The following is a 24,507-nucleotide window of genomic DNA, read 5'->3' as shown; positions in this document are numbered from 1 at the left end:
CGCAGACTTGCCGCCACCCTATAAAATTTACTTGACGCCTATTTGTAAATATCCTGATTTTGCAGTCACGCCAAACGCATCTGCCAAATCTTGTAATTGTTGATCCGTAATCGTTTGCTGCGCACCACCTTGTGCTTGAACCAGTGTATAAACTTCCGCAGCCTTCTCAGCTGTTTCAATCAAGCCAAACACTTCATCCATCGTACTCCCAGCTCCGAAAATTCCATGATGTGGCCAAATAACCAGTCGAAATTCTCGCATTTTCGCAGCTGTTGCCATCCCAATCGCGTCTGTACCAGGTACCATCCACGGCAAAATGCCAACACCTTCTGGAAAAACTACGATGCATTCCGTACACATTTGCCACAAAGTACGCGTAAAATCACGTTCCGCAAGCGAATGCGTGAAAGTCATCGCGATAATGTTCGTCGCATGATTGTGCATAATAATACGGTGATCTGAATCAATTTTCAACCGTTCAATATGACTCATAAAATGTGCTGGTAACTCACTTGTCGGTACGCCTCCATCCGCGAATCCCCATAGTAGTTCCACGCTTTTGCCCGTTTCAGAAACGCGTATAATTCCAAGATTCACTTCCGGTGCATCGATAACATTTTTAAAATACTTTCCTGAACCCGTCACAATAAAATATTTCCCAGCGAGCTCTATCCCGTCAAAAATCATTGGAATTGTGCGAATTACATGGTTCAGATTGACATATTCGCCAACCTCTGTCTCAGTCAGTAAATAACTAATATTCCCGCCATTTCTTTCATCCCAACCTAGTCGATACAAATTCGCCGTTACTTTCATCATTTCCTGCACGAATGGTGCTGTTACAACATCTTTACTCAATTCCAATTGCCTCCTCAGACCGTTTTACCAACACATTTTTCTCATAATCCTTCACTTCTTTTAACCACGCCTCGCGAACTGGCACATTTTGCGATTTGCAATAATAGTCCCACACCGCTGAAAAAGGAAAGTCCTTCAATTCCTCGGTCAGCGCCAAGCGTGATGTATAATCACCATTCAGTTCAATCTTCCGCAAGTATTCCGCAGGCTCGAGCATCGCTTTTAAAAGAGCCTTCAAAGTGTTTCGCGTTCCAATAACCCATGCTGCCACGCGATTAATCGTTGCGTCAAAGAAATCCAAACCGATATGCGTTTTTCCAAGCAAGTCATTACGAACTAATTCGCGCCCAATCTCCTGCAACTCATCATCCATAATGACCACATGATCGCTGTCCCAACGCACCGGACGACTCACATGCAACAGGATTCCCTCACTAAACAAAGATAATGATGACAACTTGTTCGAAATCACCTCAGTCGGATGGAAGTGCCCTGCATCCATACAAATCAATTTATTTCGCGTTATCCCATATCCCATATAAAACTCGTGCGATCCGACAGTATAAGCTTCTGCACCAAGCCCAAACAACTTACTTTCCACCGCATCCAACGTGTATTTCCGGTCCAATTCCTCCGCAAAAATAGTATCCAGCGACTCCATTAAACGCTTTCGTGGTGCCAAACGATCAACCGGATTATCCTTATAACCATCAGGAACCCAAAAATTATTGACCGATGTTTGCCCTAACTCTTCACCAAAATAAGCTGCAACCTTTCGAGCCCGTTTCCCGTGCTCAATCCAAAAATCGCGAATCTTCTTGTCGGGATGACTCAACGTAAAACCCTCCTCCGAGTTAGGATGTGAGAAAAATGTGGGATTGAAATCCAAGCCCAAGCCTTGCGCTTTTGCCCAGTCCACCCATTTTGCATAATGCGCTGGCTCAATCTCATCTAAATCCACTTTCTCATCCGTATCTACATACATCGCATGCAGATTCACCTTATGTTTCCCAGGAATCAACTAAAAAGCCTTCTCTAAATCTTGACGTAACTGCTCTGGCGTACGCGCAGCACCCGGATAATTACCCGTCACCGAAATACCACCCGTAAGCTCTTGGTTAGGATTCATAAAACCAGTCACATCATCACCTTGCCAACAATGCATCGAAATTTTCACATCCGCCAATCGCTTCAAAACATCATCCACATTCACACCATATTTCGCGTACTCCTCTTTTGCCCAATCATACTGCTGTTGCAATTTCTCATTCCCCATTTAAAAAGCCTCCTGTTTCCCAGATATATTTGTGTACTTTGCTCGAATTTCCGTCATATTCACACCATCGCTCGGTGTATATGTTTTCATCGGCGTCGATTCGCGAATCAACTCCCGAACCTCCGCTATATCCTTGGCCTCACCACTTGCAATCAACTGCACCGCCAAATTGCCAAGCCCAGTCGCCTCAGTCGGCCCCGCATATACCGTAATCCCTGTCAAATCAGCCGTCAACTGGTTCAAAATCGCAATATTCGCGCCGCCACCAATAATATGAAGGTGCCTGATTTCTTGCCCCGTCAACGCCTGCAACTGATCAATCTGAATCGCATACTGAATCGCCAAACTATCATAAATAACACGCACCAATTTTCCCGGTGTCCGTGGGATCTCCTGCCCTGTCTCCGCACAATACGCTTGAATTTCCGTAATCATATTCGCCGGATTCAAAAACCGTTGATCATCCACACCAATCAAGACTGCAAATGGCTCCTCGTGCGCTGCCAATTCCGCAAGCTCCGCATAACTATACGCATAATTCTGCATACGAGCCACCTCTTGAATCAGCCACAACCCCATGATATTTTTCAAAAAGCGGAATGTATCATACGCGCCCCACTCATTCGTATAATTAGCCGCAAACGCCTTTCTACTATTAATCGGATTTGGCAACTCGACCCCAAGAAGTGACCACGTCCCACTCGATAAAAACGCCCAATCCCCACCAACACCTGGCGCACCAAGCACTGCCGAAGCCGTATCATGTGTTGCAACCGTAATTACACCACAATCCGGCAAATCATAACGTGTATGTAACTCTGCCGAAAGCTTTCCTAACATCTCACCCGGCTTCACAAACCGCGAAAACTGTCCTGCATCCAACCCCACTAAATTCAACAAATCCACATCAAATTCTTTTGTATGTAAGTTCAACATTTGCGTAGAAGAAGCATTCGTAACCTCTGTCACACCAACACCTGTCAAAAGATATCCCAAATAATCAGGCACCATCATGACCGAGTCCGTCCGCGCTTTAAGTCCCGTATCCTCTACATATAACTGATACAGCGAATTGAACTGCAAAAACTGAATGCCCGTCTTCGCATAAATGTCCACAGCTGGCACCTCTGCCAAAACCGCATCCATCGCACAATCAGTCCGCTTATCACGATAACTAACCACCTCGTGTAACCGCTTACCATCTTTATCTACTAAGCAATAGTCCACCGCCCATGTGTCAATGCCTAATGTACAACGTGTAACGCCAGCCTTCTTCAATTTTTCCAAGCCCAATATAATATTTGCGAAAATATGATCAATGTCCCATAAACATTGACCTTCGACTTCCGTGAAACCATTTTGAAAACGATGAATCTCTGTCAGCTCAATCTTTCCGTTCAGCAACTCACCCATAAGTAAGCGCCCACTAGACGCGCCCACATCCACAGCCACATGTTTCAAAGACGCTCCTCCTTCACATTTTCAATTTATAAACCAAGAATAAACTAAATCAGTCATTAAGTCAACATTTAATTTAATTTTTATGTAGTTTTTCGTGGCATTCAATTAAAACTTGATTGTAAATCCGCCATTGTTTACAATGAAGTAGACAAGGATGTGATGAATATGCTTGCTTTCGAGCGAAAAGACAAAATACTATCAGAAATCAAGAAAAACAAGAAAGTCCACGTATCCCAACTAGCTAAAATTTTCAGCGTATCCGAAGAAACTATTCGGCGCGACCTCGACAAATTGGAGAAGGAAGGCATCGTGGACCGCAGTTACGGCGGAGCAACACTCAGCCAGCACACAAACGAAGATTTACCATACGCAACGAGAAACATCATCAATGTGGAAGAAAAGAAGAAAATCGCAACAAAAACAACATCACTCATCAAGACTGGCGACTCCCTCATTGCAGACACGAGTTCCACCGTTTTCGAAGCACTGAATCTACTCGTCCGTGAAAAAGAGAATCTCACTATTATTACCAACTCTATCACAGCAGTTGACTTACTTTCCAAATTCAAAGTCCACCTCATTCTAACAGGCGGCACCCTACGTACCAAGTCCAACTCGCTAATCGGCTCCGACGCTGCCAATACCATCAGCCGCTACTTCGTGGATTACGCAATTATCAGCTGCAAAGGCCTCACCATGGAAAATGGTATCACAGATTCCAACGAGCCCGAAGCTGAAATCAAAAATCACATGCTAAAGCGTGCAAATAAGGTGATACTAGTAGCCGATTCATCAAAATTCGACAAAAATGCCTTCATCAAAATTGTCGACATCTCAGAAATCGACTACCTAATCACCGACAAAGAACCGTCGCATGAGTGGCAGCAATTCTTAAGAGAAAAAGACGTGACGCTTATTTACTAAGCTAAACACGATTCCCATGCTAGTTATGTATCACTGAATGGGAATCGTGTATTTTTATATTAATGTACCACTGCAGGCACTTTAAAAGAGATAACAGACATGGAGCAAATTCCAGTTGTAGCCTTCTCTTCGCTACTACAGTTTTCCTAATCATATTCCTTCTAGCAAAACAGAAGAAACTTAAAATCAACTAAATACATGAAAAAGACCTTTGAATAGCGCAACCAACGCCATCCAAAGGTCTTTATTTCTCTCAAACCCCAATTTTTAAAGTAGGTGGTTCATATGTCCAATTTCCATAACCCAATAAGATCCCATAACGACAACAATCGCAATGAATGCCGCGAATAGAATATTACCGACTTGGATACGTCCATTTTGGCCTTCTGTCATGTGCATGAACATGAGTAGCTGCAATGCTGCTTGAATGAACGCAAAGATAAAGATAACCGTAATGATTACTGATTTACTTAGCGTAGATTCGAATACAACCCAGACAGCTAGAAGTGTCAATGCAATCGATAGGGCAAAACCAATGATATGTTTCCACGGAATGCCCTCTTCAACATGTGCCGTGTTCGCTTTGTTTTTCGCCATATTAATTCACCATCCCTAACAGATAGACACCTGTGAAGATGAAAATCCACACAACGTCTAGGAAATGCCAATAAAGGCTTGAAATGAATACTTTTGAAGCTGCTTGAGCCGTTAAGCCACGCATTTTTATTTGAATTAGAATAAACGAAATCCAGAACAAACCAATCGTTACGTGGAGACCATGGGTACCCAGTAAAACGAAGAATGCGGACCAGTAAGAGCCTACTTTCAGTGTAACGCCTTCCATCACGTAATGCGCAAACTCGTAAATCTCAAAACCTACGAATCCAGCACCTAGAAGTAACGTGATAATCGAGTAAATCATCAGACGTTTAACGTTACCTTTGCGCATCTCACCAATAGCAAGACCACACGTAAAACTACTTGTTAAAAGTAAAAATGTCATGATTAGAACGAGCGGTAACTCGAACATTTCGGATGGTGGATGACCAGCATTGGAGCCACCACTATACATAACAAAATAAGTTGCGAACAATGTTCCGAATAACGCAATCTCGGCGCCTAGGAAAATCCAGAAGCCCAAAATGTTTAAACTACCTTGTTCCGATTGATATTCTAACGGAAGGCTGGAATTTTCTTTTATAGGTTCCATGGGTTACCCTCCTTTATGCCTGTTTTAAATTCACGTGCTGCTTGTTCTTCGGTAGCGACAATTTCAGGTACTTCGACATGGTAACCGTCATCTTTCTTGAACGAACGATATGCAAGACATGCGAGCACGCCAAGGCCGCCAAGAAGACCAAGCCAGTACCAATAAAAGACTAGTCCGAAACCAGCGATAAAGAAGAACACAGACATCACGAAGCCAAGTAATGTATTGTTTGGCATGTGAATATGTTTATAGTTTTTGTCATCATTATATGTTTCACCGCGTTGTTTTTTCTCCCAGAAATCATCAAGATCGTTCCATTCTGGCAATTTAGCGAAATTATATTTTGGTGGTACTGCTGAAGAAGTTGCCCACTCGAGCGTACGTGCATCCCATGGGTCACCAGTTGTTTCGCGTTTAGAGTTTTTGTAACTGTAAACGATATTCCAACATAGAATTAGGAATGCAGCTCCCATTAGGAACGCACCAACTGTTGAGATGAAGTTAAGCGTCGTCCAACCATCGCCTTGTACGTATGTGTGAATACGGCGTGGCATACCATCAAGCCCTAGGAAATATTGAGGGAAGAAACATACGTTAAATCCAATCACAAATACCCAGAAGAACCACTTACCAATTTTCTCATTCAAACGATAACCGACAATTTTCGGATACCAGTAAATCAAACCTGCGAAACAGGAGAATACAGTTCCGGCGATTAATACGTAATGGAAATGCGATACTAGGAAATACGTGTTGTGATATTGATAATCGGCTGCTGCCATCGCAAGCATAACCCCTGTAACCCCACCAATAACAAAATTCGGTATGAAAGCCAGTGACCAAAGCATCGGTGTGGTGAAGGATATTCGCCCTTTGTACATGGTAAAGAGCCAGTTGAATATCTTAATCCCGGTCGGTATAGCAATCATCATCGTTGTAATCGAGAAGAACGAGTTAACTGCTGCCCCAGAGCCCATTGTGAAGAAGTGATGGACCCAAACTAGGAAACTTAGTAAGGAAATAACAACAACAGCCGCGACCATTGCTGGGTAACCGAATAGTTTTTTCTTTGAGAAGGTCGAGATAATCTCGGAGAAAATACCGAATGCCGGCAAAATAACGATGTACACTTCCGGATGTCCCCAAACCCAGAACAGGTTGGCCCACATCATCGGAATCCCGCCATTTGCAAGCGTGAAGAATGCCGTCCCGAATAGACGGTCAAACGTCATTAAAGCTAGCGCCACAGTAAGTACTGGGAACGCGAATACGATAATTAAACAAGTGATCAATGATGTCCACGTGAACATCGGCATTTTCATAAGCGTCATGCCTTTCGTTCGCATACGTAGAATCGTGACCATGAAGTTAATCCCAGTCATCAGCGTACCGATACCGGCAATTTGAACCCCGAGTAAGTAGAAGTTAATCCCGTAACCTGGACTGAACTCCTCGGCAAGCGGCGCGTAGTTTGTCCAACCAGCTGCTGGACTACCACCGATTACGAAGGAAATATTGAATAACATTGCCCCCATAAAGAATGTCCAAAAACTTAAATTGTTCAAAAATGGGAATGCAACATCGCGCGCTCCGATTTGAAGCGGCACAACAACGTTCATTAAACCAATAACGAACGGCATCGCCATAAATAAGATCATAATTGTTCCGTGAGTCGTAAATACCTCATTGTAATGCTGAGCATCAAGAAACTCCATGCCTGGCATTGCAAGTTGAGTACGAATCATGAGTGCATCAACCCCACCACGGAAAAACATTAATACTGCTGCCAAAAGATACATGATCCCAAGGCGTTTGTGGTCAACAGAAGCAATCCATTCTGTGAATAGCCACTTCCATTTCTTTGTATAAGTTAGTAACACGACGATACCAATGCTGACAAGAGCAATCGAAATTTGGGCTCCTAAAATCAGCGGGTCGCCGGTGATGATAAATTCATCTAAACTCATGTTGAAATACCCCCCTTTTTAGTGTCCCGATTTATCGTGGTCTGTTGCTTCATCGGTTTTAATTTCTTCGCCTAATTTCTTCATTCCTTCATCGTAATGCTTGTTTTCCTTATAGCCAGCACCATTCGGAATAATATTTGGCTCCATGTCCATTTGCTCAAAGCGTGGGTTTGTAATTGTAACCGGACGCGCTGGCAAAATTGGCTTTTTCGTTCTTGTGTCTTTTGCATGTGGATCATGTGGATTTGTTAGTTCAAAACCAAAACGTTTATACGCATAAAAAACGTATTCTGGATCAGCAGCTGGGTCAACAAAGGCCATGTGCGTACCTGCATAAGATTGTGGTTTCACGTTACCAGGAAGTAATAATTTATCATAGCGGTCTTGTGATAAAGTTGGCGAATCAGCTTTTGTTTTCAACGCCCACTTTTCAAAATCAGCTGGTTTCTGTGCGACAACATCAAATACTTGTCCAGCAAAACCTTCTCCATTAAAGTTCGAGTTACGACCTTTAAAAGTTCCTGTTTCGTCAGCTTGCAAATACAAATCCATCGTCATTCCGCTCATCGCGTACTTCTGTCCACCAAGTTGTGGCACCCAGAAACTCGTCATCGAATCTGCCGCAGTAAGCTTGAATAATACCGGTCGATCAGTTGGAATATGTACATAATTTACAGTTTCAATCGACTGATCTGGATAACTAAAGAACCATTTCCAGTTTGCGCTAGTCGCATAAATAACAATTGGATCCTTGTGTGAGGTAACCTCTGGCGCTTTTTCGTTCGCGTAAATTGTTTGCACTGTTGGAATAGCTAATGCAATAACAATCGCAACCGGAATCAACGTCCATAAAATTTCTAGTTTCGTACTGCCGTGCATGTTTGGTTCGTAGTTGGAATGATCTTTTCTCTCGCGGTATTTCGTGATCATGATAACGAATAACACGAATATCGTGAGTACAATGATAAGCATGAAAATAATCGAATAGATGATTAGATCGCTTTGACTTTGCGCTACCGGACCTTTTGGATCTAGTACCGTCAAATCACCACAGCCGCTAAGAAGTCCAACAAAGACCAGCGATACTGTAAGTAACAATGACTTGAGCATTTTTGACACCCGAATCCCCTTCTTTCCTTATTGATGTGTGTTGCTGTGTATTTTTGCGCAAAAATACAACTCTACTCCCTGATTCCCCAACCAGAGAGGCTCCCCTAATTGATAATATTATAAAATATAGCCAACTAGATTGTGTAGATTTATCACAATATCACAAACTTTTAATTCGTGAAATTATGAATTTGAAACTGCATGTGCATACTCGACTACTATTATAGCGTATTTGGATTGTATATTCAAAGTATCGAATCAAGTTATTTTTTTCACAAAATCAAGTGTTACTATATGAGCACATCTCTTTCTTAAAAATCATTCGTTAGTAGGAATATTTATTGTGTGGAAAGTGAGGATAGTGCTCGTTTAGCGATTTTTGGAATGTAACGATTAGAACCTAAATACCTAGTTAATTTATTTAAAAAAGCGCTTTCTTATCCGAGCGTCATATCTTTATATCTAGCTTCTTTGTTGTTCATTGGTCTAGTCCTTGTGTACTTTGCTTCATTTTCACAATGTCGGGATTCGTTTCGTAGCTAGCTGGGTAAACTAGATATCGAGCACGGAAGATGGCTCAAAACAAATAAGGGGTGTTAGTTTAATGAGAAAGTTGTTGGGTAAATCAATTTTATTTTTGGTCGCGTTTGCATTGTTATTCGTGACGTTTGCATCTGGAGCGTCAGCGCATGGTTATATCTCAAAACCAGAAAGTCGGGCGTATTTAGCGAAATTGGGGATTAATCAAAATGCAGGAGCAATTCAATGGGAGCCTCAAAGTATAGAAGCAACAGGGAACTTCCCGCTCGGTGGCCCCTCTGATGGAACTATCGCTGGTGGTGGCAAGTTTCCAGAAATGGATGTACAAACTCCGGATCGCTGGTATCACGTGGATCTTTTAGGCGGGCAGAATGATTTCACTTGGACGCTCACCGCTCTCCATAGAACGAAAGAGTATAAATATTATATTACGAAAAAAGGCTGGAATCCAAATAGTCCGCTAACTCGTGGTGATCTTGAGCTACTAACTACGATTGATGCACATAATGAGGTTCCAACTTCTACAACAATCAAGCATCAAGTACCACTTCCAACTGATCGCAATGGCTATTATGTCGTTCTCGGTGTTTGGGAAATCGGGGATACTGGAAATGCTTTCTATCAGGCCGTTGATGTTAATTTGATTAATAATGGTACAATGACATTGAAATAAGTGAATAGATAGAGCCTCAAACTTAGTACTAGTGGTGTTTAGTAGTTGATATCGCTACTCTCCTTGCTACGTTTGAGGCTTTTTAGAAGTGGAATGATGCTTGATTGATAAACTTCCTAACCGTGATTAACGTGTTAATTTCTCTTGCCACACCATTCGTTTGTAAGCGTTATATTTGCTTGTTTTTGTTTGTTTCGTTATAATTACACACATGAATCAACATAAAACAAGGAGTAAAACACATGAATCAACATAAAATGTATATTAATGGGAGTTTGTTTTATCTAGTAATGGGGAGTTTTTTGATGTTATCAATCCCTCCACAGAAAAAGTCATTTCACAAGTACCGAAAGCTACGAAAGCCGATGCAATAAGAGCAATAGATGCTGCAGATGCTGCACAAATCGCTTGGGAGGCTTTACCAGCTGTAGAACGTGGCGTTTATCTACATAAAATTGCTACGAAAATCCGCGAACAAGTACCTGAAATCGCTAAACTTATTTCAGAAGAGGTCGGGAAAACGTTGGCTTTATCAGAGGTTGAGGTAAATTTCACCGCTGATTATTTGGACTATATGGCAGAATGGGCGCGTAGATATGAAGGTGAAATTTTACAAAGCGATCGACCAAATGAGCATATTTTCGTATTCAAGAAAGCGATTGGTGTCACGACTGGTATTTTACCCTGGAATTTCCCGTTTTTTTAATTGCTCGGAAAATGGCTCCAGCGCTCATTACTGGAAATACGATTGTGGTAAAACCAAGTGCAGAATCGTCGAATAATGCGGTTGCTTTCACTAAAATCGTAGATCAAATCGGCTTACCAAAAGGTGTTTATAATATGATTACTGGGCGTGGCGGCGAAATTGGCGATGAACTTGCTGGAAATCCTAAAGTCGGCCTAGTTTCCTTGACCGGTAGCGAACCTGCTGGCCAAAAAGTGATGCAAGCAGCAAGCGAAAATATTACAAAAGTGAATCTGGAACTTGGTGGAAAAGCACCTGCGATTGTGTTGGATGATGCAGATTTAGATTTAGCTGTTAAAGCGATTGTGGATTCCCGTGTGATTAATAGCGGGCAAGTTTGTAATTGTGTGGAGCGGATTTATGTGCAAGAGAATGTGAAAGATGTTTTCACTGCAAAACTTGTGAAAGCGATGGAAGACGTGCAATATGGCGATCCACTTGTCTCGAATGACATCGATATGGGACCACTCGTTAATAAAAACGCCCAACAATCTGTTCAAGATAAGGTCGACCGAGCCGTTGCACAAGGTGCGAAAATTTTGACAGGTGGGAAAGCAGTTGAAGGAACAGGTTGCTTCTTCCAGCCGACTGTTATTGGGGACGCAACAAACGATATGGAGATTATGCACGATGAAGTTTTTGGGCCCGTTGCACCGATTGGAACATTTAAAACATTGGATGAAGCTATCAAATTAGCGAATGATTGCGATTACAGCTTAACATCTTCCGTTTATACAACAAACCTAGATCGTGCAATGAAAGTAATTCGTCAGCTGAAATTCGGGGAAACATATGTAAACCGTGAGAATTTTGAGGCGATGCAAGGTTTTCATGCTGGATTCCGCAAATCTGGAATTGGCGGCGCAGATGGAAAACATGGCCTAGAGGAATACTTGCAGACACATGTCGTGTACTTACAATTCGATCAAAATATTCAATAAAAAGAACTGGTCTGGGAGTTTGTCCCAGACCAGTTCTTTTTTGTATTTACTTAACCACAACTGGAATGTAAATCGTGAAATCAGCTTCACGCAAGTCTTCTAAATTAAAAGTCCCCGCAACACCAACTGTATCACTATTCATAATTTCACCGTAAGATTGACCAATGAATCCGTCAATTGCTGTACGCTCTTTTTCTTTCGTCACGAATTTAGCATACTGACCTTCCTTAACTTCGAACGATGTATCGCCATTGCCATCGCCTGATTTTGCAACGAGATATGTTTGCACACCATCAATATTCGCGTTTATACCGACATAATCCCCCGCTGTTTTCGCAAAATCTGCTATAGCCGCTTCTTTAACTTCACTCATAACCGCGAAACCTTCTTGTGGATTAAATGCAGGAATTTCAACTCTACTTCCCGAAAAAACTTCTTTGTCTAATTTTACAATTTCAAATGCCATCCTATTTCCCTCCAAAAGTTACTCTAAATTTGTTATGATGTAACTATAACACTCAAATGTTGACAACTATATGTCATCATTCGAAATTAAAGGAGAAAAAATGAAAATTGAGCGCCTCATTGGAATTATCATGCTACTTCTACAACGCGAACTTGTCAGCGCCTCTGAAATGGCAACAATGTTCGAAGTGACAAAAAGAACAATTTACCGTGATATCGAAACACTTTCGATGGCAAATATTCCAATCTATACAATGCCTGGTGTAAAAGGCGGTATTGGTATTATGCCAACTTATAAAGTAGACAAAAAACTGCTTACCGTTGAGGATTTGAACGCAATCATCACTGGACTCAGTGGCTTTGAACAACTCTTATCCTCCGCTGATATTTAAAAAACTTTGCTAAAAATGAAGAATATGCTTGGTCATGAAAACCAGTTTCCCGCAGCCTCCATTTCCCTAGATTTTTCGAGTTTAGCAATGAAACAAGAGTTTAATGAGAACGTCGAGCAACTTCATTTAGCCATTAAAAAGCAACAATTTATCATGTTAACTTATATTGACCGCGATGGGAATCAAACAACACGGAAAATCGAGCCGTATCATTTACTTTTTCGCAATCGATCATGGTATTTGCAAGGATATAGCTTAGAACGCCAAGATTTCCGAACATTCAAGCTGTCTCGAGTCATCGAATTAGACATATCAACTGAAACCTTCGAAAAACGTCCTTTCATAATGAAGCCATTCCAATCAGCAACAACACAGCCTCCGTTCCAAATGAAAGAAGTAAGCCTAGTCATTGACAAAATAGCCCGCGAACAAATTGCCTTACGTTTCGGTGCAACGACCATTGAACCATTAGACAACTCACATTTCCTAGCAAAAATAACGCTGCCAAATCACGAAGCAGGCTACCGTTTTTTGTTACAACTAGGTTCACACGTTACGGTTCGCAAACCAGGAGATTTTTATGATGGCTTCATTGCTTATTTAAAGGAAATGCAGTGTAAATACGACTAAACTATTTTTTTCGTGCTGAAACGAGTAGCATCATTGGTCGGCGTAATTCATCTGGCATATCAGGATGACTTGCTAGCATTGCTGCATCAGGTTCCGGCTCCACTAAACTAATCAATTCGAAACCTGTTGTAAGCAGTGAATTCACATAAGTTGTCAATGTTTTGTGGTATTTAGTGACATCTTCTCCAAGAAAATTCGCCATCCGCAATCCTTCCGTGAAATACTGATCCACCGGCCAATGCAATTTATTCCCATTCTCATCATAATACCAATCCTGCGTGCCTTGCGCTGTGAAAATCGGATGCTCCACAGAAAATACAAACACACCATCTTGTGTTAAACTATGGTTTACCTTCTCACAAATCGCTGGAAACGACTCAATATAATGTAATGCCAACGAACTAATCACCACATCAAAACTCCCAGCAGGGAAATCAATATCCTCTAATGCCTCTCGAGTATAGGTGATTTTCGGTGAATCTGTTTTCTTACGTGCTTCTGTGAGCATGTTTTCTGATATATCCACACCAATTGCTGATTCCGCGCCGTTTTCAACCGCATAAAGACAATGCCACCCAAAACCACAACCGAGATCAAGTACACGTTTCCCTTCAAAATCAGGCATCATTTTCTGAAATTCATGCCATTCTCCTGCACCTTTCAAGCCCTCTACTGAACGATTCATCTTGCTATACTGCTCAAAAAAAGCAGGATTATCATATTTATTTTCTTTCATCTTGTTGCACCTTCTCTCATTTATGTAAACATTATAACAAATATGATTCAAATAGCAACCTTTTGACTAACAGAAATGTTTGTTGTAATAAACTTACGTAAAATCATTGTTTCACGTGAAACATAAAAAAGCGCATCCCATAAACACATCAAGTGCTACAGAACGCGCTTTTCAATCTTTTTACTTACTCTCCAAATCATGTACAAATAATCCACTCAATAACTTCGGCTCAAACCAAGTTGATTTCGGCGGCATAATCTCACCAGCATCGGCTACATCAAGCAAATTATCCATCGTTGGCGGATACATCGAAAACGCAATCGTATATTTACCTGCATCCACAAGTTGCTCCAACTCACCCAAACCGCGAATTCCACCAACAAAGTTAATCCGATCATCGCGGCGAATGTCTTTAATCCCGAATAATGGTTCCAGTACTTGATCCGCTAAAATAGAAACATCGAGTCCCGCTATTACACCACTACCTGCAAACTCAGGTTTCACTTTCAAGCCATACCACGAACCGTCCAAATACATCCCAAACGTATTCGGTGTTGCAGGTTTATATGCCTCGTTTCCGACTTTCTCCACATCAAATTTTAAAGCAACTTGATCCAAGAAATCTGGTGCAATCGGAACATCAACAACCCGATTATAATCAAGAATTTCCAGCTGATCTTGTGGAAATAGCACCGATAAGAAGAAATTGAACTCTGCATCCGCACTAGCATCTGGAAACTCCTCCCGACGCTTCAGACCAACTTTAACCGCCGATTCCGTGCGATGATGCCCATCCGCAATATAAAGTGCAGGAATCGCCTCAAAAGCCTTCGTAAGCACATCTACCACATCCGCATCGTCCACCGTCCAAATCCGATGTTGCACACCATGAAAACTCTCAAAATCATAAACCGGCTCATGATTCCCAACCCAAGCATCCACCACATCATTCACGAGCTTATCTGAACGATACGTCAAGAAAATCGGACTCGTATTTGCATCTGTCGTATCCACATGACGAATCCGATCCAGCTCCTTTTCCTCACGCGTCAACTCATGTTTCTTAATGGCACCATTCACATAATCATCAATTGCCGTACATGTCACAATTCCAGTCTGAGGTCGTCCGTTCATGACTAACTGATATAAATACAACTCCGGTTTCGCGTCTTTTGCAAGCCACCCTTTATCTTGGAACTCTGCCAAGTTCGACGCAGCCTTCGCATAAACCGAATCATCATACGGCGACACATCTGTATCCAAATCAATCTCCGCCTTGTCAATATGTAGAAATGACATCGAGTTAGCGACGCCCAATTTCCGTGCCTCCTCCGTATTTAACACGTCATATGGCAACGAAGCAACATATACTGCCTCTTTTTCATTCGGTCTAATCGCCTTAAAAGCTCTAATCTTCACCACTAACAATCCCTCCCAATTTTATAAAAATAGCCACGACAGTAAACCCATCGCAGCTATTCATTTTTATCTCAATATGCCGTAACACCAGCAGGTTCAATCACACGAACCCGAATCACACCAGGAATCGTGCTAAGTTGTTTCTCAACAAGTGATAAATTACCTTGCGCACCTTTTTCCATATCGATAAGCGTATAAGCATAATCGCCCTTACTACGGTTCGTCATATCTAAAATATTAATCGATCCATTCGCAAGCTCCGTCGTCACCTGTCCGACCATATTCGGCACATTATGATGAAATACACCTAAACGCGGATGTCCATTATAGGGCATATCCACATTCGGAAAATTCACTGAGTTTTTTATACTACCAGTCTCTAAAAAGTAAGCCAATTCCTTCGCTGCCATTTTGGCGCAATTCGTTTCGGCCTCTTCCGTCGAAGCACCTAGATGCGGCAACACTTCCACCTGAGGGTGCTTCACAAAGGCTTCCGTTGCGAAATCCGTGATATACATGCGCAACTGGCCTGCATTGAGCGCCTCAACCATCGCACCTTCATCCACTAATTCTCCACGCGAAAAATTAAGCAAGACAGCATCAGGTTTTAGCAATTGTAACGTTTCCCGGTTGAACATCCCAGCTGTATTATCCTTCAGCGGAACATGCACTGTCAAATAATCACACGTCGCCAAAACCTCCTCAAGCGTCATAGCGCGCTCCACTTCTTTTGCAATTCGCCACGCCGTATCCACCGAAACATATGGATCGTAACCAACCACGTCCATGCCAAGCGCTAGCGCATCATTTGCAACAAGCGCACCAATCGCGCCCAAACCAATGATTCCAAGACGTTTTCCAGCAATCTCCGTGCCCGCAAACTTCTTCTTTCCAGCTTCAACTTTCTTTTCAATATCCCTACCGGTAAGCGTTTTGACCCATTCCGAACCTTCCAAAATCGGGCGCGCTCCCATAAATAAACTTGCTAATACCAGTTCTTTCACCGCGTTTGCATTCGCGCCAGGCGTATTAAAAACTACAATTCCTCTATCCGCACACGCCTCGACAGGAATATTATTAACTCCCGCACCAGCTCTCGCAATAGCTTGCACACTATCAGGAAACTCAAAATCATGCAGATCATAGCTTCGTAGCAAAATGCCATCCGGTGCTTGATTCCCGTCAATTAAATATTTTTCCACATCGAACTTACGTAATCCTTCTTTAGCAATCGCATTGAAAGTCTGAATATTAAACATGTATTTCTCCCCCTTTATGAGTTGCAACAAATTTTTCCATAAGAGTAGTGAGCGCTTCAACACCTTCATATGGAAAAGCATTGTAAATACTTGCACGCATACCACCAACAGAGCGATGCCCCTTCAAATTCTCAAAATGAAGCTCCTCTGCCTCTTTAATAAATAATGCATCTAAATCTGCCGAACCCGTAACAAATGGCACATTCGTAAGCGAACGATCCTCCTTGTTTACCGGTGAGGAAAATATCGAAGACGCATCCAAATAATCATATAAAAGACCTGCTTTCTTCCTATTCAATGTTTCAATTCCCGCAACGCCACCCTGAGCCTTAATCCATTCAAAAACCAATTTTGCTACATAAATTGAAAAAGTCGCCGGTGTATTATACATCGAACCATTCTTTGCTTGAACTGCATAATCAAGCATAGCCGGCAAACCAGCTACGTTTCCAATCAAATCCTCTCGAACAATGACGATTGTAAGACCTGCAGGACCAATGTTTTTTTGAGCTCCCGCATAAATTAGTCCAAATTTGCTCACATCGTACACACTCGACAAAATATTGGAAGACATGTCGGCAACTAATGGCACATCACCAGTTTCAGGAGGTGTGAAAATCGCCGTACCCTCGATCGTATTGTTCGTTGTAATATGCAAATAAGCCGCATCGGATGGCACACGCGGTATCTCTGGAATATAACTGAAATTCTTATCTTTTGATGATGCCAAAACTTCAATATCACCAATTTTTGCCGCTTCCTCCATCGCTTTTTCAGACCACGAACCAGTATTCACAAAATAGGCTTTTTTACCAGCCATCAAATTCATCGGTATCATGGTAAATTGCAGACTCGCACCGCCTTGTAAGAATAAAATTTTGTAATTTTCGGGGATGTTCATTAATTCACGCAATAGTAACTCTGCATCTCCAATAATTTCTTCAAATAAATCCGAACGGTGACTTAATTCCATTACTGACATTCCTGAACCTTTATACGATAATAATTCCTTCTGTACCTTTTCTAGAACCGGTACGGGCAAAATCGCAGGTCCTGCTGAAAAATTATACGCTCTCTCCACACATCATCTCTCCTGTTCCAATCGTATTTCCAACCTACAACTTCGATTTCTCACATTTGGTCTTAATACAAAAACTGTGACAAGCATTACAAGCATCGCGAAAAGCCTTTTTGGAGTTCACATATGTATCTCATTCCCACTTCCAGTCTAATCAAACCAAAGAACGAATACTTACTCCTAACACTTGGATATATTATATCAGAAAATACGAATATTTTCAGATAAATTGAACTTATTTTGCGGGTTTTTATTCATAAAATCTAAGAAAGCGTCACCATTCAGCTATAATCCTAGCAACTACATTTCTAAAATTCCTTTTAAAAATTTTTATAAAACCAATTCCCCACATTATTTCCCGGGCAATAATCGTCTTGTTCGAAAAACCACCAAATAAATGAGCAGAAAAATAAGTAACGTAACAATCGACCAGCGATACATCATGGCATAATTATAATGTGCCGCAATAAAGCTTAATCCAAAACTCCCCAATGCCATCCCAACATCCATCCCTGACAAAAATGTTCCATTTGCAATCCCTTTTTTATCTGGCGCCGCACGATCCACTGCTAAAGCTTGCAAAGAAGGCTGCACCATCCCGTAACCAAGACCGAAAAATAACGAAGATCCAAATAGACTCCAAACTCCCATTGCTAATGATAGCCACCATAATCCAACGCCCATCAACAAAATTCCTGGAATAATTACCACTCGATGTCCCTTCAAATCATATAACCTTCCTGCAAAAGTCCGGCTCACTAACACCATCATTGCCTGGCCAACAAAGAAAATCCAAACCATCCGTACATGCAATTCCAATCCATAAATCATCATAAACGTCTGAATTCCACCCAATGGAAAAGCCATCAACATGCAGAGCAAAGCCGGTAACAATGCCCCTTTATCAAATAGTTGCATTTTGTGCTTTACAACTCCTTGCTTCGGCATTTTAAGTTGAGTTGCCAATAGAAAAACTAGCACCATTAGTATAATCGAAAATCCAATCAAAAAATCAAATGAAAACTGGTTCATCAAAATAATCGCAATAATCGGTGCCAACGACATCCCAAGTGCTGTTGTAAGACCATAAAAGCCAATACCTTCTCCTGTTCGATTCGGTGGAACGAGCATCGAAACACCCGTAGCAATCGAAGTCGTTGTAATTCCCCAACCAACACCATGAAACAGCCTTAACACAAGTAGCGCCGAAACAACCGTTGACCAATAAAAATTTACCGTAACCGCAATCAACACAAAAAAGCCTACCAAAATCATGATTTTCGCACCGAATCGATCATTTAATCCGCCCGCAATAACTCTCATAAATAACGCTACCAACGAAAATAAACCCACCGCTAAACTAGCTTGGGTCTCTGTTCCACCTAATTTAATAATTTGTGCTGGTAAAGTAGGCATAAAAATCTGGAATCCAATATATAAAAATAAACTCGAAACTAACAATATTACATAATCTTTCGTCCACAACTTCGCCTTCAAAAAATCCCTTCTCACTCTAAATTATTTTCAATCCGCATCAAAATGTCCAAAAAGACACCTAATTCCGCGTCTGATATGCCCTTATAAAATTGCACACATGTCATTTCTACAACATTTCGAATCATCTGTACTTTCTGCTTTCCTTCCATAGACAAAGATAATAAAGTAACCCGTCGATCCTTTTCATCAACTATTTTAACAATCAAATCTTTCCGAACTAGCACATCCATGATCCGATTCACAGTGGGGGCATCTTTTTCCACTAATTCTGCCACATGCTTCTGTGATATGGGTGCCTTATGATTCAACACATTCAACACCGACCACTGCTCTGGCGTCACATCATATCGCTTCAATCCATGTTGCAAACCAAGGCTAGCCTTCCTCGCCACAACATTCATCCGAAAAGTAATACTATCATGAAAATCCCTCATATCTCACTCACCTCACAAAACAATTGTTATGACAACTATAGCATAAAAAAGATATGATAACAGCAATAACCGCTACCATATCTCAGTCTACAACTTATTTTTCACTATCCATAGCAAATTTACCAACAATCGCAGCTACTAAACCACCAACGATAGGTGCTACAATGAATACCCATAATTGAGATAAAGCTTCACCGCCAGCAAATAGAGCTGGACCGATACTACGAGCTGGGTTGACAGAAGTTCCTGTCAACGGAATGCCTAATAAGTGAATTAAAACTAAAGTCAAACCGATAACTAAACCAGCAAAAGCAGGATTTCCTTTTTTACCAGTCACGACAATAATAACTAAAACAAATACGAAAGTTAAAATAGCTTCTACTAAGAATGCGCCGCCTGCACCGATATTTCCAAATCCATTTTGACCTAGGTTTTTAGTAGACATGTCAGAAAGATTTAAGAATGAAAGCAGTGTAACCGTACCAACAATAGCACCTGCAACTTGCGCCACAATATATCCTACTAATTCGCTACCTGAAATTCTTTTGTTTAAAAACATTGCAACGGAGACAGCTGGATTTACATGACATCCAGAAATAGTTCCAATGCTATACGCCATCGCAACGATTGACAAACCGAATGCCATCGCAATTCCAAGCGTTCCAATTCCTTCAATTCCACCGCCTAAAACAGCAGTTCCTGTGCCGAATAAGACCAAAACAAAAGTTCCAATAAATTCAGCAAATAATTTCTTACTCATGTGTTCTCCTCCTTTTTGATTTTTACGCACTTATTATATATACCTCTAAATCGTTCAATTGTAAACCTTTATTTTTGTAATAATTTGCACATTCAATCCGAATTTAACGGTATTGACAAAAAGAAGCGCTTACCTTAACGTATTGGTATATCATTATATTAATAGTGGCGCATAAAATGGAGTTTCACGTGAAACATTTAACCGTCGATAGTAAAGGAGCTTAACATGGCAATTATTCAAGTAACGTCAACTAATCCAGACTTTTCTTTCCTTATTAAGAAGAATCCCGAGTCAGGCATGATGCTCCGACCAATGCGAAAAGGCATTGCGCATGGCTGGTATTCAGCATCAGACACATTTAATGTTTATTTTAAAGATGCAGACAACGAAATATCCTATAAAAAATATCGCGATGAAAATTTTGAATATCTTAATCTGTCTCGTTATAATTCGAATATCTTTCCATTAAATGCTCTTGGCGAATTCTTTGCCTTAAAAGAGCAAGATGACCGTGATTTACCAGGTTTTACGCATCAATTCAAGATTAATATGCTTTATATTCGCCGGATTCATTACGTGGAGTTCTTTCAAAAATATATGCCCGATTACACATTTGAAGTGGAGCATCTTTCTGATAAAAACTGGGCTGTCACCATTTCTACCAAATCTAGCCTATATGATTTGATTCATATTTCTAACCTGTTTTGCCTCTTCTTCGCAGGTTTCAGCCAAGAACATTTAGATATAACGGAAGATCTGCTCACAAAATACATTAAAAGTGTCCAAATCACAGATCCGCCATTCTATATTCGAAATCTTTTTGTGCATAATTTCTTAGCGACACGCAAATTGTTTCATCGGTTTAAGGAAAAATTAGAGACGACTGATCGCTATGATATTCAATTCGATTTTGGTAGCACTGCTATTCAGAGACGGAATTTTACTGCGAGTCATCTGGCTTTTGACAAAGTGATTGTCGATATTGGATGTGGTGAAGGCTTTTATGCTATCCCCTTCGCAGAGAAGACGAAATTGGATTATTATGCAATCGATATTGACCCAGAAATGCTACTAATCACAAATAAAAAAGCCACAAAAAAAGCGCTAAGTAATATTATTACCTACTCCTCGCTGGACGTATTCTTAGAAAATAACGCTGGTGAGCAGGTAGATGTTATTTTAACAGAAGTCATTGAGCATATGCCTACAAGAATGGCGAAAAAACTTATTCGTAAAATTGTGCAACATGTCGATTTTGCTACATTCATTATCACGACGCCAAACAGCGAGTTTAATACTTATTATGGTTTGGAAGGTTTTCGGCATGACGATCATGACTGGGAAATGAGCACTGCCGAATTCCAAACTTGGCTCCTTGAAATGATTGATGAAAACACTGTCACAATTGAATTTCATGCGATTGGTGATGCTGTTAACGGTATTCACACGACACAAGGCGCTATTTTAAGAAAAAAGGAGGTATAATATGGAATTGAAAACACAACTACACACTATTTTCATGCTTGTAGGCCCGACAGAATGCGGAAAATCAACATTTGCACAAGAGATTCTAATACCTCAACTACAATTTTCAGAACCTAACAAGAATTTTCATGCAAACGTACAATATTTGTCTTCTGATGTGATTCGTCAAGAAATGTTAGGAAATGATTATGATAAATATGCCCAAATCATGCTCGAAGCGAGCGATCAAACTTTTGAACTGCTTTTCAAAAAACTAGATTTGGTCACAAAATTCCCTATTAACGCTGAATTTGTTATTTTAGACACGACAGGATTGACCGCTGATTTCCGTGAGAGGGTTCGTGAAACAGCTAAAGAAAATAATTATAATGTCGAGGTTATTCTTTTTGACTATCGCAATCGGGATGATTACTACACTAGTGAGCGTTCAAAAAAGTTGATTTCAAACCATGTTACGCGTTTGAAGAAGGAAATTCTCCCAAATATTGCGCGTGAACAATACCATCAAATTCATCGTATTCGAGCTAAGGATTTCACAAATTATGAAATCGATGTCACGAACAGAGCCTTATTTCTGGAAACACTCCTACCTACAAATGAGGCTTATACGATGATTGGCGATGTTCATGAGTGTGTCAGCGAATTAAAGTCACTTCTACTCAAATTGGGTTGTCAGGTTGAAGACAATAAAATCAGCTATAGCCCTCATAAAATGATTCTTGTAGGTGATTGGATCGATAAAGGTAAGAATACACGTGAAATTACTGAATTCTTATATGAAAACCAGCAACATTTCCTATTTGTACTTGGAAATCATGAAAACTTTGTGCATAAATACATTTTGGGCGAAATTAAGGGAGCAAATCAAGAAATTGTCGATAATTATTTTGACTCCATTCCAGATCTTGTTGCCGATCCCAAGCTATTTAGGAAATTTGAACAACTTTTCCATTTAGCACAGCCATTTTACCATTATATTGGCAATGAAACTGCTTCTTTTTATGTCACCCATTCGCCGTGTCAAAATAAGTATATCGGCAAACTGGATGGAAATTCGATGCGTCATCAGCGGAACTTCCATTTAGATCGGACGCGGCCTGTTCAGGAACAACTGACATTTTTGGAAAACGAAGCTGTGAATAATTATCCGTATCATATTTTCGGACACGTTGCCGCAAAACAAGCTTTTCGCGTTAAAAATAAGCTACATTTGGATACCGGTTGCGCCCATGGCAATGAATTAACTGCTGTGACTTTAAAATACCGGAAACCTATTTTTAAATCTATTCGATCAGCAAACCAACAATTAAACGGCGAACTCCCAACGCTTTTCAAACGGGAACAAAAAGTTCAGATTTCAGATTTAGATACCGAATCATTAAGACGACTTCACCACATTGCGGAGAACAAAATTAATTTTATCTCTGGAACCATGTCACCTGCACCAAAAGACCTAGCAACAAATAATCTAGAATCCTTAGAAAAAGGCCTAGAATATTTCGCTAAAAAAGGGCTATCACATGTTGTTCTCCAGCCGAAATACATGGGTTCGCGTTGTAATATTTACTTGCATAAAAATACACGATTGAGTTTTGCAGTTAGCCGAAATGGCTATAAAATAACTCATATTGACTTGTCACCAATTTATCAATCTCTAACACAGCGATTTTCAGAATATATGGAGCAAAAAAAGATTCAAATGCTTATTCTAGACGGCGAACTTCTCCCATGGCAAGCGCTTGGCAAAGAGTTAATCGAAAAACAATTCCAACCAATTCAAACCGCGTTGGAAACCGAGCTAGCCTTTTTGCAAGCTCACAGTTTTGACGAAAATTTAGCACAGCTCGTCACAGAATATAATGCCACTGACTTCGAAAACGACCAAACACAGCTTTCAAAAAAACAATTGGCCGAAAAATATAGTTCACGAATCTATCAAAACTACAAGCCACTACATCAAATGAAGCAGACACACAAAAATGTAGCCCAACACAAAGAAGCGTTAGACATCTACAAGCAACAACTAGACATTTACGCAGTAGAGTCCGAGCTCGATTACAAAGCTTTTTCTCTACTGAAAATAATCTATCAGGACGGTACAGAGCAAATTCCAGCATGGACAGCATCTGACATGTACAGCTTCCTAAATGATGACGCGTTCGTATTGCTGGATTTCACGCAATCTGATTATCTCACCATCGCTGAACAGTATTTTGCAACTATGACAATAACAAACAAAATGGAAGGAATCGTCATAAAACCCGAAAAGTTAAGCCCACACATCGCGCCTTACATGAAGGTTCGAAATATGGACTATCTATCTATCATCTATGGCTATGACTTCCAATTTCCACATAAATTCAATAAACTAATCAAACAAAAAAGTATTAATAAAAAGCTACAAACTTCAATTAGCGAGTGGTTCCTTGGTTCTAAATTACTAACAACAAAGTGGACAGACATTTCACCAACAAACGACCAATTCAATGAAACGGCAGCTAACTTGTTATTTGAAGTTGAAAAAGAACGCGATATTGATCCACGTTTATAATTGTTTCACGTGAAACGAAAAGAGTCTGAGACAAAAGGTTCTCTGACCTAGAAAAATACGTATCCAAAATCTGCATTTAGATTTTGGATACGTATT

18 protein-coding genes and 3 pseudogenes are annotated in these 24,507 nt (G+C 40.7%); 6 read left to right on the top strand and 15 right to left on the bottom strand.

Translation table 11 applies throughout. The features are described from left to right. Positions 1-27: 27 nt before the first annotated feature. The 3 genes and pseudogenes from rhaD to rhaB form a co-directional block, all read right to left on the bottom strand. On the bottom strand, positions 28-858 hold the full coding sequence (rhaD, locus tag R8925_RS07895) for a rhamnulose-1-phosphate aldolase (RefSeq protein ID WP_430535344.1): 831 nt from the start codon (positions 856-858) through the stop codon (positions 28-30). Further along, positions 851-2,134, bottom strand: a pseudogene (gene rhaA / locus R8925_RS07890) (L-rhamnose isomerase). The gene rhaD and the pseudogene rhaA overlap by 8 nt, the downstream one beginning before the upstream one ends. Next, on the bottom strand, positions 2,135-3,595 hold the full coding sequence (gene rhaB / locus R8925_RS07885) for a rhamnulokinase (RefSeq protein ID WP_430535343.1): 1,461 nt from the start codon (positions 3,593-3,595) through the stop codon (positions 2,135-2,137). It lies immediately after the preceding pseudogene. Positions 3,596-3,760: 165 nt separating this feature from the next. On the opposite strand from rhaB, the gene R8925_RS07880 reads away from it, so the two are divergent. Then, positions 3,761-4,519: a DeoR/GlpR family DNA-binding transcription regulator gene (locus R8925_RS07880; protein ID WP_430535342.1), complete on the top strand. Its 759-nt coding sequence runs from the start codon at positions 3,761-3,763 to the stop codon at positions 4,517-4,519. Between the two features lie 267 nt (positions 4,520-4,786). On the opposite strand, the gene qoxD is transcribed toward R8925_RS07880, so the two are convergent. The 4 genes from qoxD to qoxA are packed head-to-tail and all read right to left on the bottom strand — an operon-like array spanning position 4,787 to position 8,815. Then, complete coding sequence (qoxD, locus tag R8925_RS07875; RefSeq protein WP_430535341.1) at positions 4,787-5,116, bottom strand: cytochrome aa3 quinol oxidase subunit IV; 330 nt, start codon at positions 5,114-5,116, stop codon at positions 4,787-4,789. A 1-nt stretch (position 5,117) separates the two neighbouring features. Further along, entirely contained in the window at positions 5,118-5,729 is a 612-nt protein-coding gene (gene qoxC, locus R8925_RS07870; protein ID WP_430535340.1) for a cytochrome aa3 quinol oxidase subunit III, read from the bottom strand. Continuing rightward, positions 5,717-7,696 (bottom strand): cytochrome aa3 quinol oxidase subunit I, encoded by a 1,980-nt coding sequence (gene qoxB, locus R8925_RS07865; protein ID WP_430535339.1) that lies wholly within the window; start codon positions 7,694-7,696, stop codon positions 5,717-5,719. Before qoxB ends, qoxC begins: the two co-directional genes overlap by 13 nt. A gap of 18 nt (positions 7,697-7,714) precedes the next feature. Next, a complete protein-coding gene (qoxA, locus tag R8925_RS07860; protein WP_430535338.1) occupies positions 7,715-8,815 on the bottom strand; it encodes a cytochrome aa3 quinol oxidase subunit II in 1,101 nt (366 codons plus the stop codon). 595 nt (positions 8,816-9,410) lie between these two features. Here qoxA and R8925_RS07855 point away from each other — a divergent pair. Further along, entirely contained in the window at positions 9,411-10,019 is a 609-nt protein-coding gene (locus R8925_RS07855) for a lytic polysaccharide monooxygenase (protein WP_430535337.1), read from the top strand. A 310-nt stretch (positions 10,020-10,329) separates the two neighbouring features. Further along, positions 10,330-11,705: pseudogene (gene aldA / locus R8925_RS07850) on the top strand (aldehyde dehydrogenase). Between the two features lie 46 nt (positions 11,706-11,751). Here the strand turns inward: aldA and R8925_RS07845 are convergent. After that, positions 11,752-12,171 carry an effector binding domain-containing protein gene (locus tag R8925_RS07845; RefSeq protein ID WP_430535335.1) on the bottom strand — a complete coding sequence of 140 codons (420 nt, stop codon included), beginning with the start codon at positions 12,169-12,171 and terminating at the stop codon, positions 11,752-11,754. A 100-nt stretch (positions 12,172-12,271) separates the two neighbouring features. Here R8925_RS07845 and R8925_RS07840 point away from each other — a divergent pair. Then, a pseudogene (locus R8925_RS07840) lies at positions 12,272-13,192 on the top strand (helix-turn-helix transcriptional regulator). 1 nt (position 13,193) lies between these two features. On the opposite strand, the gene R8925_RS07835 reads toward R8925_RS07840, so the two are convergent. The 7 genes from R8925_RS07835 to R8925_RS07805 all read right to left on the bottom strand — a co-directional run bounded on the left by R8925_RS07835 (position 13,194) and on the right by R8925_RS07805 (position 20,375). Further along, the gene (locus R8925_RS07835; RefSeq protein WP_430535334.1) at positions 13,194-13,928 is read right to left on the bottom strand and encodes a class I SAM-dependent methyltransferase; all 735 of its coding nucleotides are present in this window, start codon (positions 13,926-13,928) and stop codon (positions 13,194-13,196) included. 180 nt (positions 13,929-14,108) lie between these two features. After that, a complete protein-coding gene (locus R8925_RS07830; protein WP_430535333.1) occupies positions 14,109-15,350 on the bottom strand; it encodes a DUF1015 domain-containing protein in 1,242 nt (413 codons plus the stop codon). Between the two features lie 68 nt (positions 15,351-15,418). Further along, the gene (locus R8925_RS07825) at positions 15,419-16,606 is read right to left on the bottom strand and encodes a phosphoglycerate dehydrogenase (protein WP_430535332.1); all 1,188 of its coding nucleotides are present in this window, start codon (positions 16,604-16,606) and stop codon (positions 15,419-15,421) included. Then, on the bottom strand, positions 16,599-17,687 hold the full coding sequence (serC, locus tag R8925_RS07820) for a 3-phosphoserine/phosphohydroxythreonine transaminase (protein WP_430535331.1): 1,089 nt from the start codon (positions 17,685-17,687) through the stop codon (positions 16,599-16,601). The genes R8925_RS07825 and serC overlap by 8 nt, the downstream gene beginning before the upstream one ends. 348 nt (positions 17,688-18,035) lie before the next feature. Further along, a complete protein-coding gene (locus R8925_RS07815; protein ID WP_430535330.1) occupies positions 18,036-19,181 on the bottom strand; it encodes an MFS transporter in 1,146 nt (381 codons plus the stop codon). A gap of 11 nt (positions 19,182-19,192) precedes the next feature. Further along, positions 19,193-19,615 carry a MarR family winged helix-turn-helix transcriptional regulator gene (locus R8925_RS07810; RefSeq protein ID WP_430535329.1) on the bottom strand — a complete coding sequence of 141 codons (423 nt, stop codon included), beginning with the start codon at positions 19,613-19,615 and terminating at the stop codon, positions 19,193-19,195. 94 nt (positions 19,616-19,709) lie between these two features. Further along, positions 19,710-20,375 carry an aquaporin gene (locus R8925_RS07805; protein WP_036071312.1) on the bottom strand — a complete coding sequence of 222 codons (666 nt, stop codon included), beginning with the start codon at positions 20,373-20,375 and terminating at the stop codon, positions 19,710-19,712. Between the two features lie 225 nt (positions 20,376-20,600). Between R8925_RS07805 and R8925_RS07800 the strand changes: the two genes are divergently transcribed. Both R8925_RS07800 and R8925_RS07795 read left to right on the top strand, forming a co-directional pair. Beyond that, positions 20,601-21,860: a class I SAM-dependent methyltransferase gene (locus tag R8925_RS07800; RefSeq protein WP_430535328.1), complete on the top strand. Its 1,260-nt coding sequence runs from the start codon at positions 20,601-20,603 to the stop codon at positions 21,858-21,860. Between the two features lies 1 nt (position 21,861). Then, positions 21,862-24,411, top strand: a complete 2,550-nt coding sequence (locus tag R8925_RS07795) for a metallophosphoesterase (RefSeq protein WP_430535327.1) — start codon at positions 21,862-21,864, stop codon at positions 24,409-24,411. Positions 24,412-24,507: the final 96 nt, after the last annotated feature.

The sequence above is a fragment of the Listeria rocourtiae subsp. hofi genome, assembly GCF_963575615.1.
In the GTDB taxonomy this organism is placed as follows: Bacteria; Bacillota; Bacilli; order Lactobacillales; family Listeriaceae; genus Listeria_A; species Listeria_A hofi.
The sequence above is the reverse complement of the archived record's forward strand: the minus strand, read 5'-3'. Positions and strand labels throughout refer to the sequence as shown.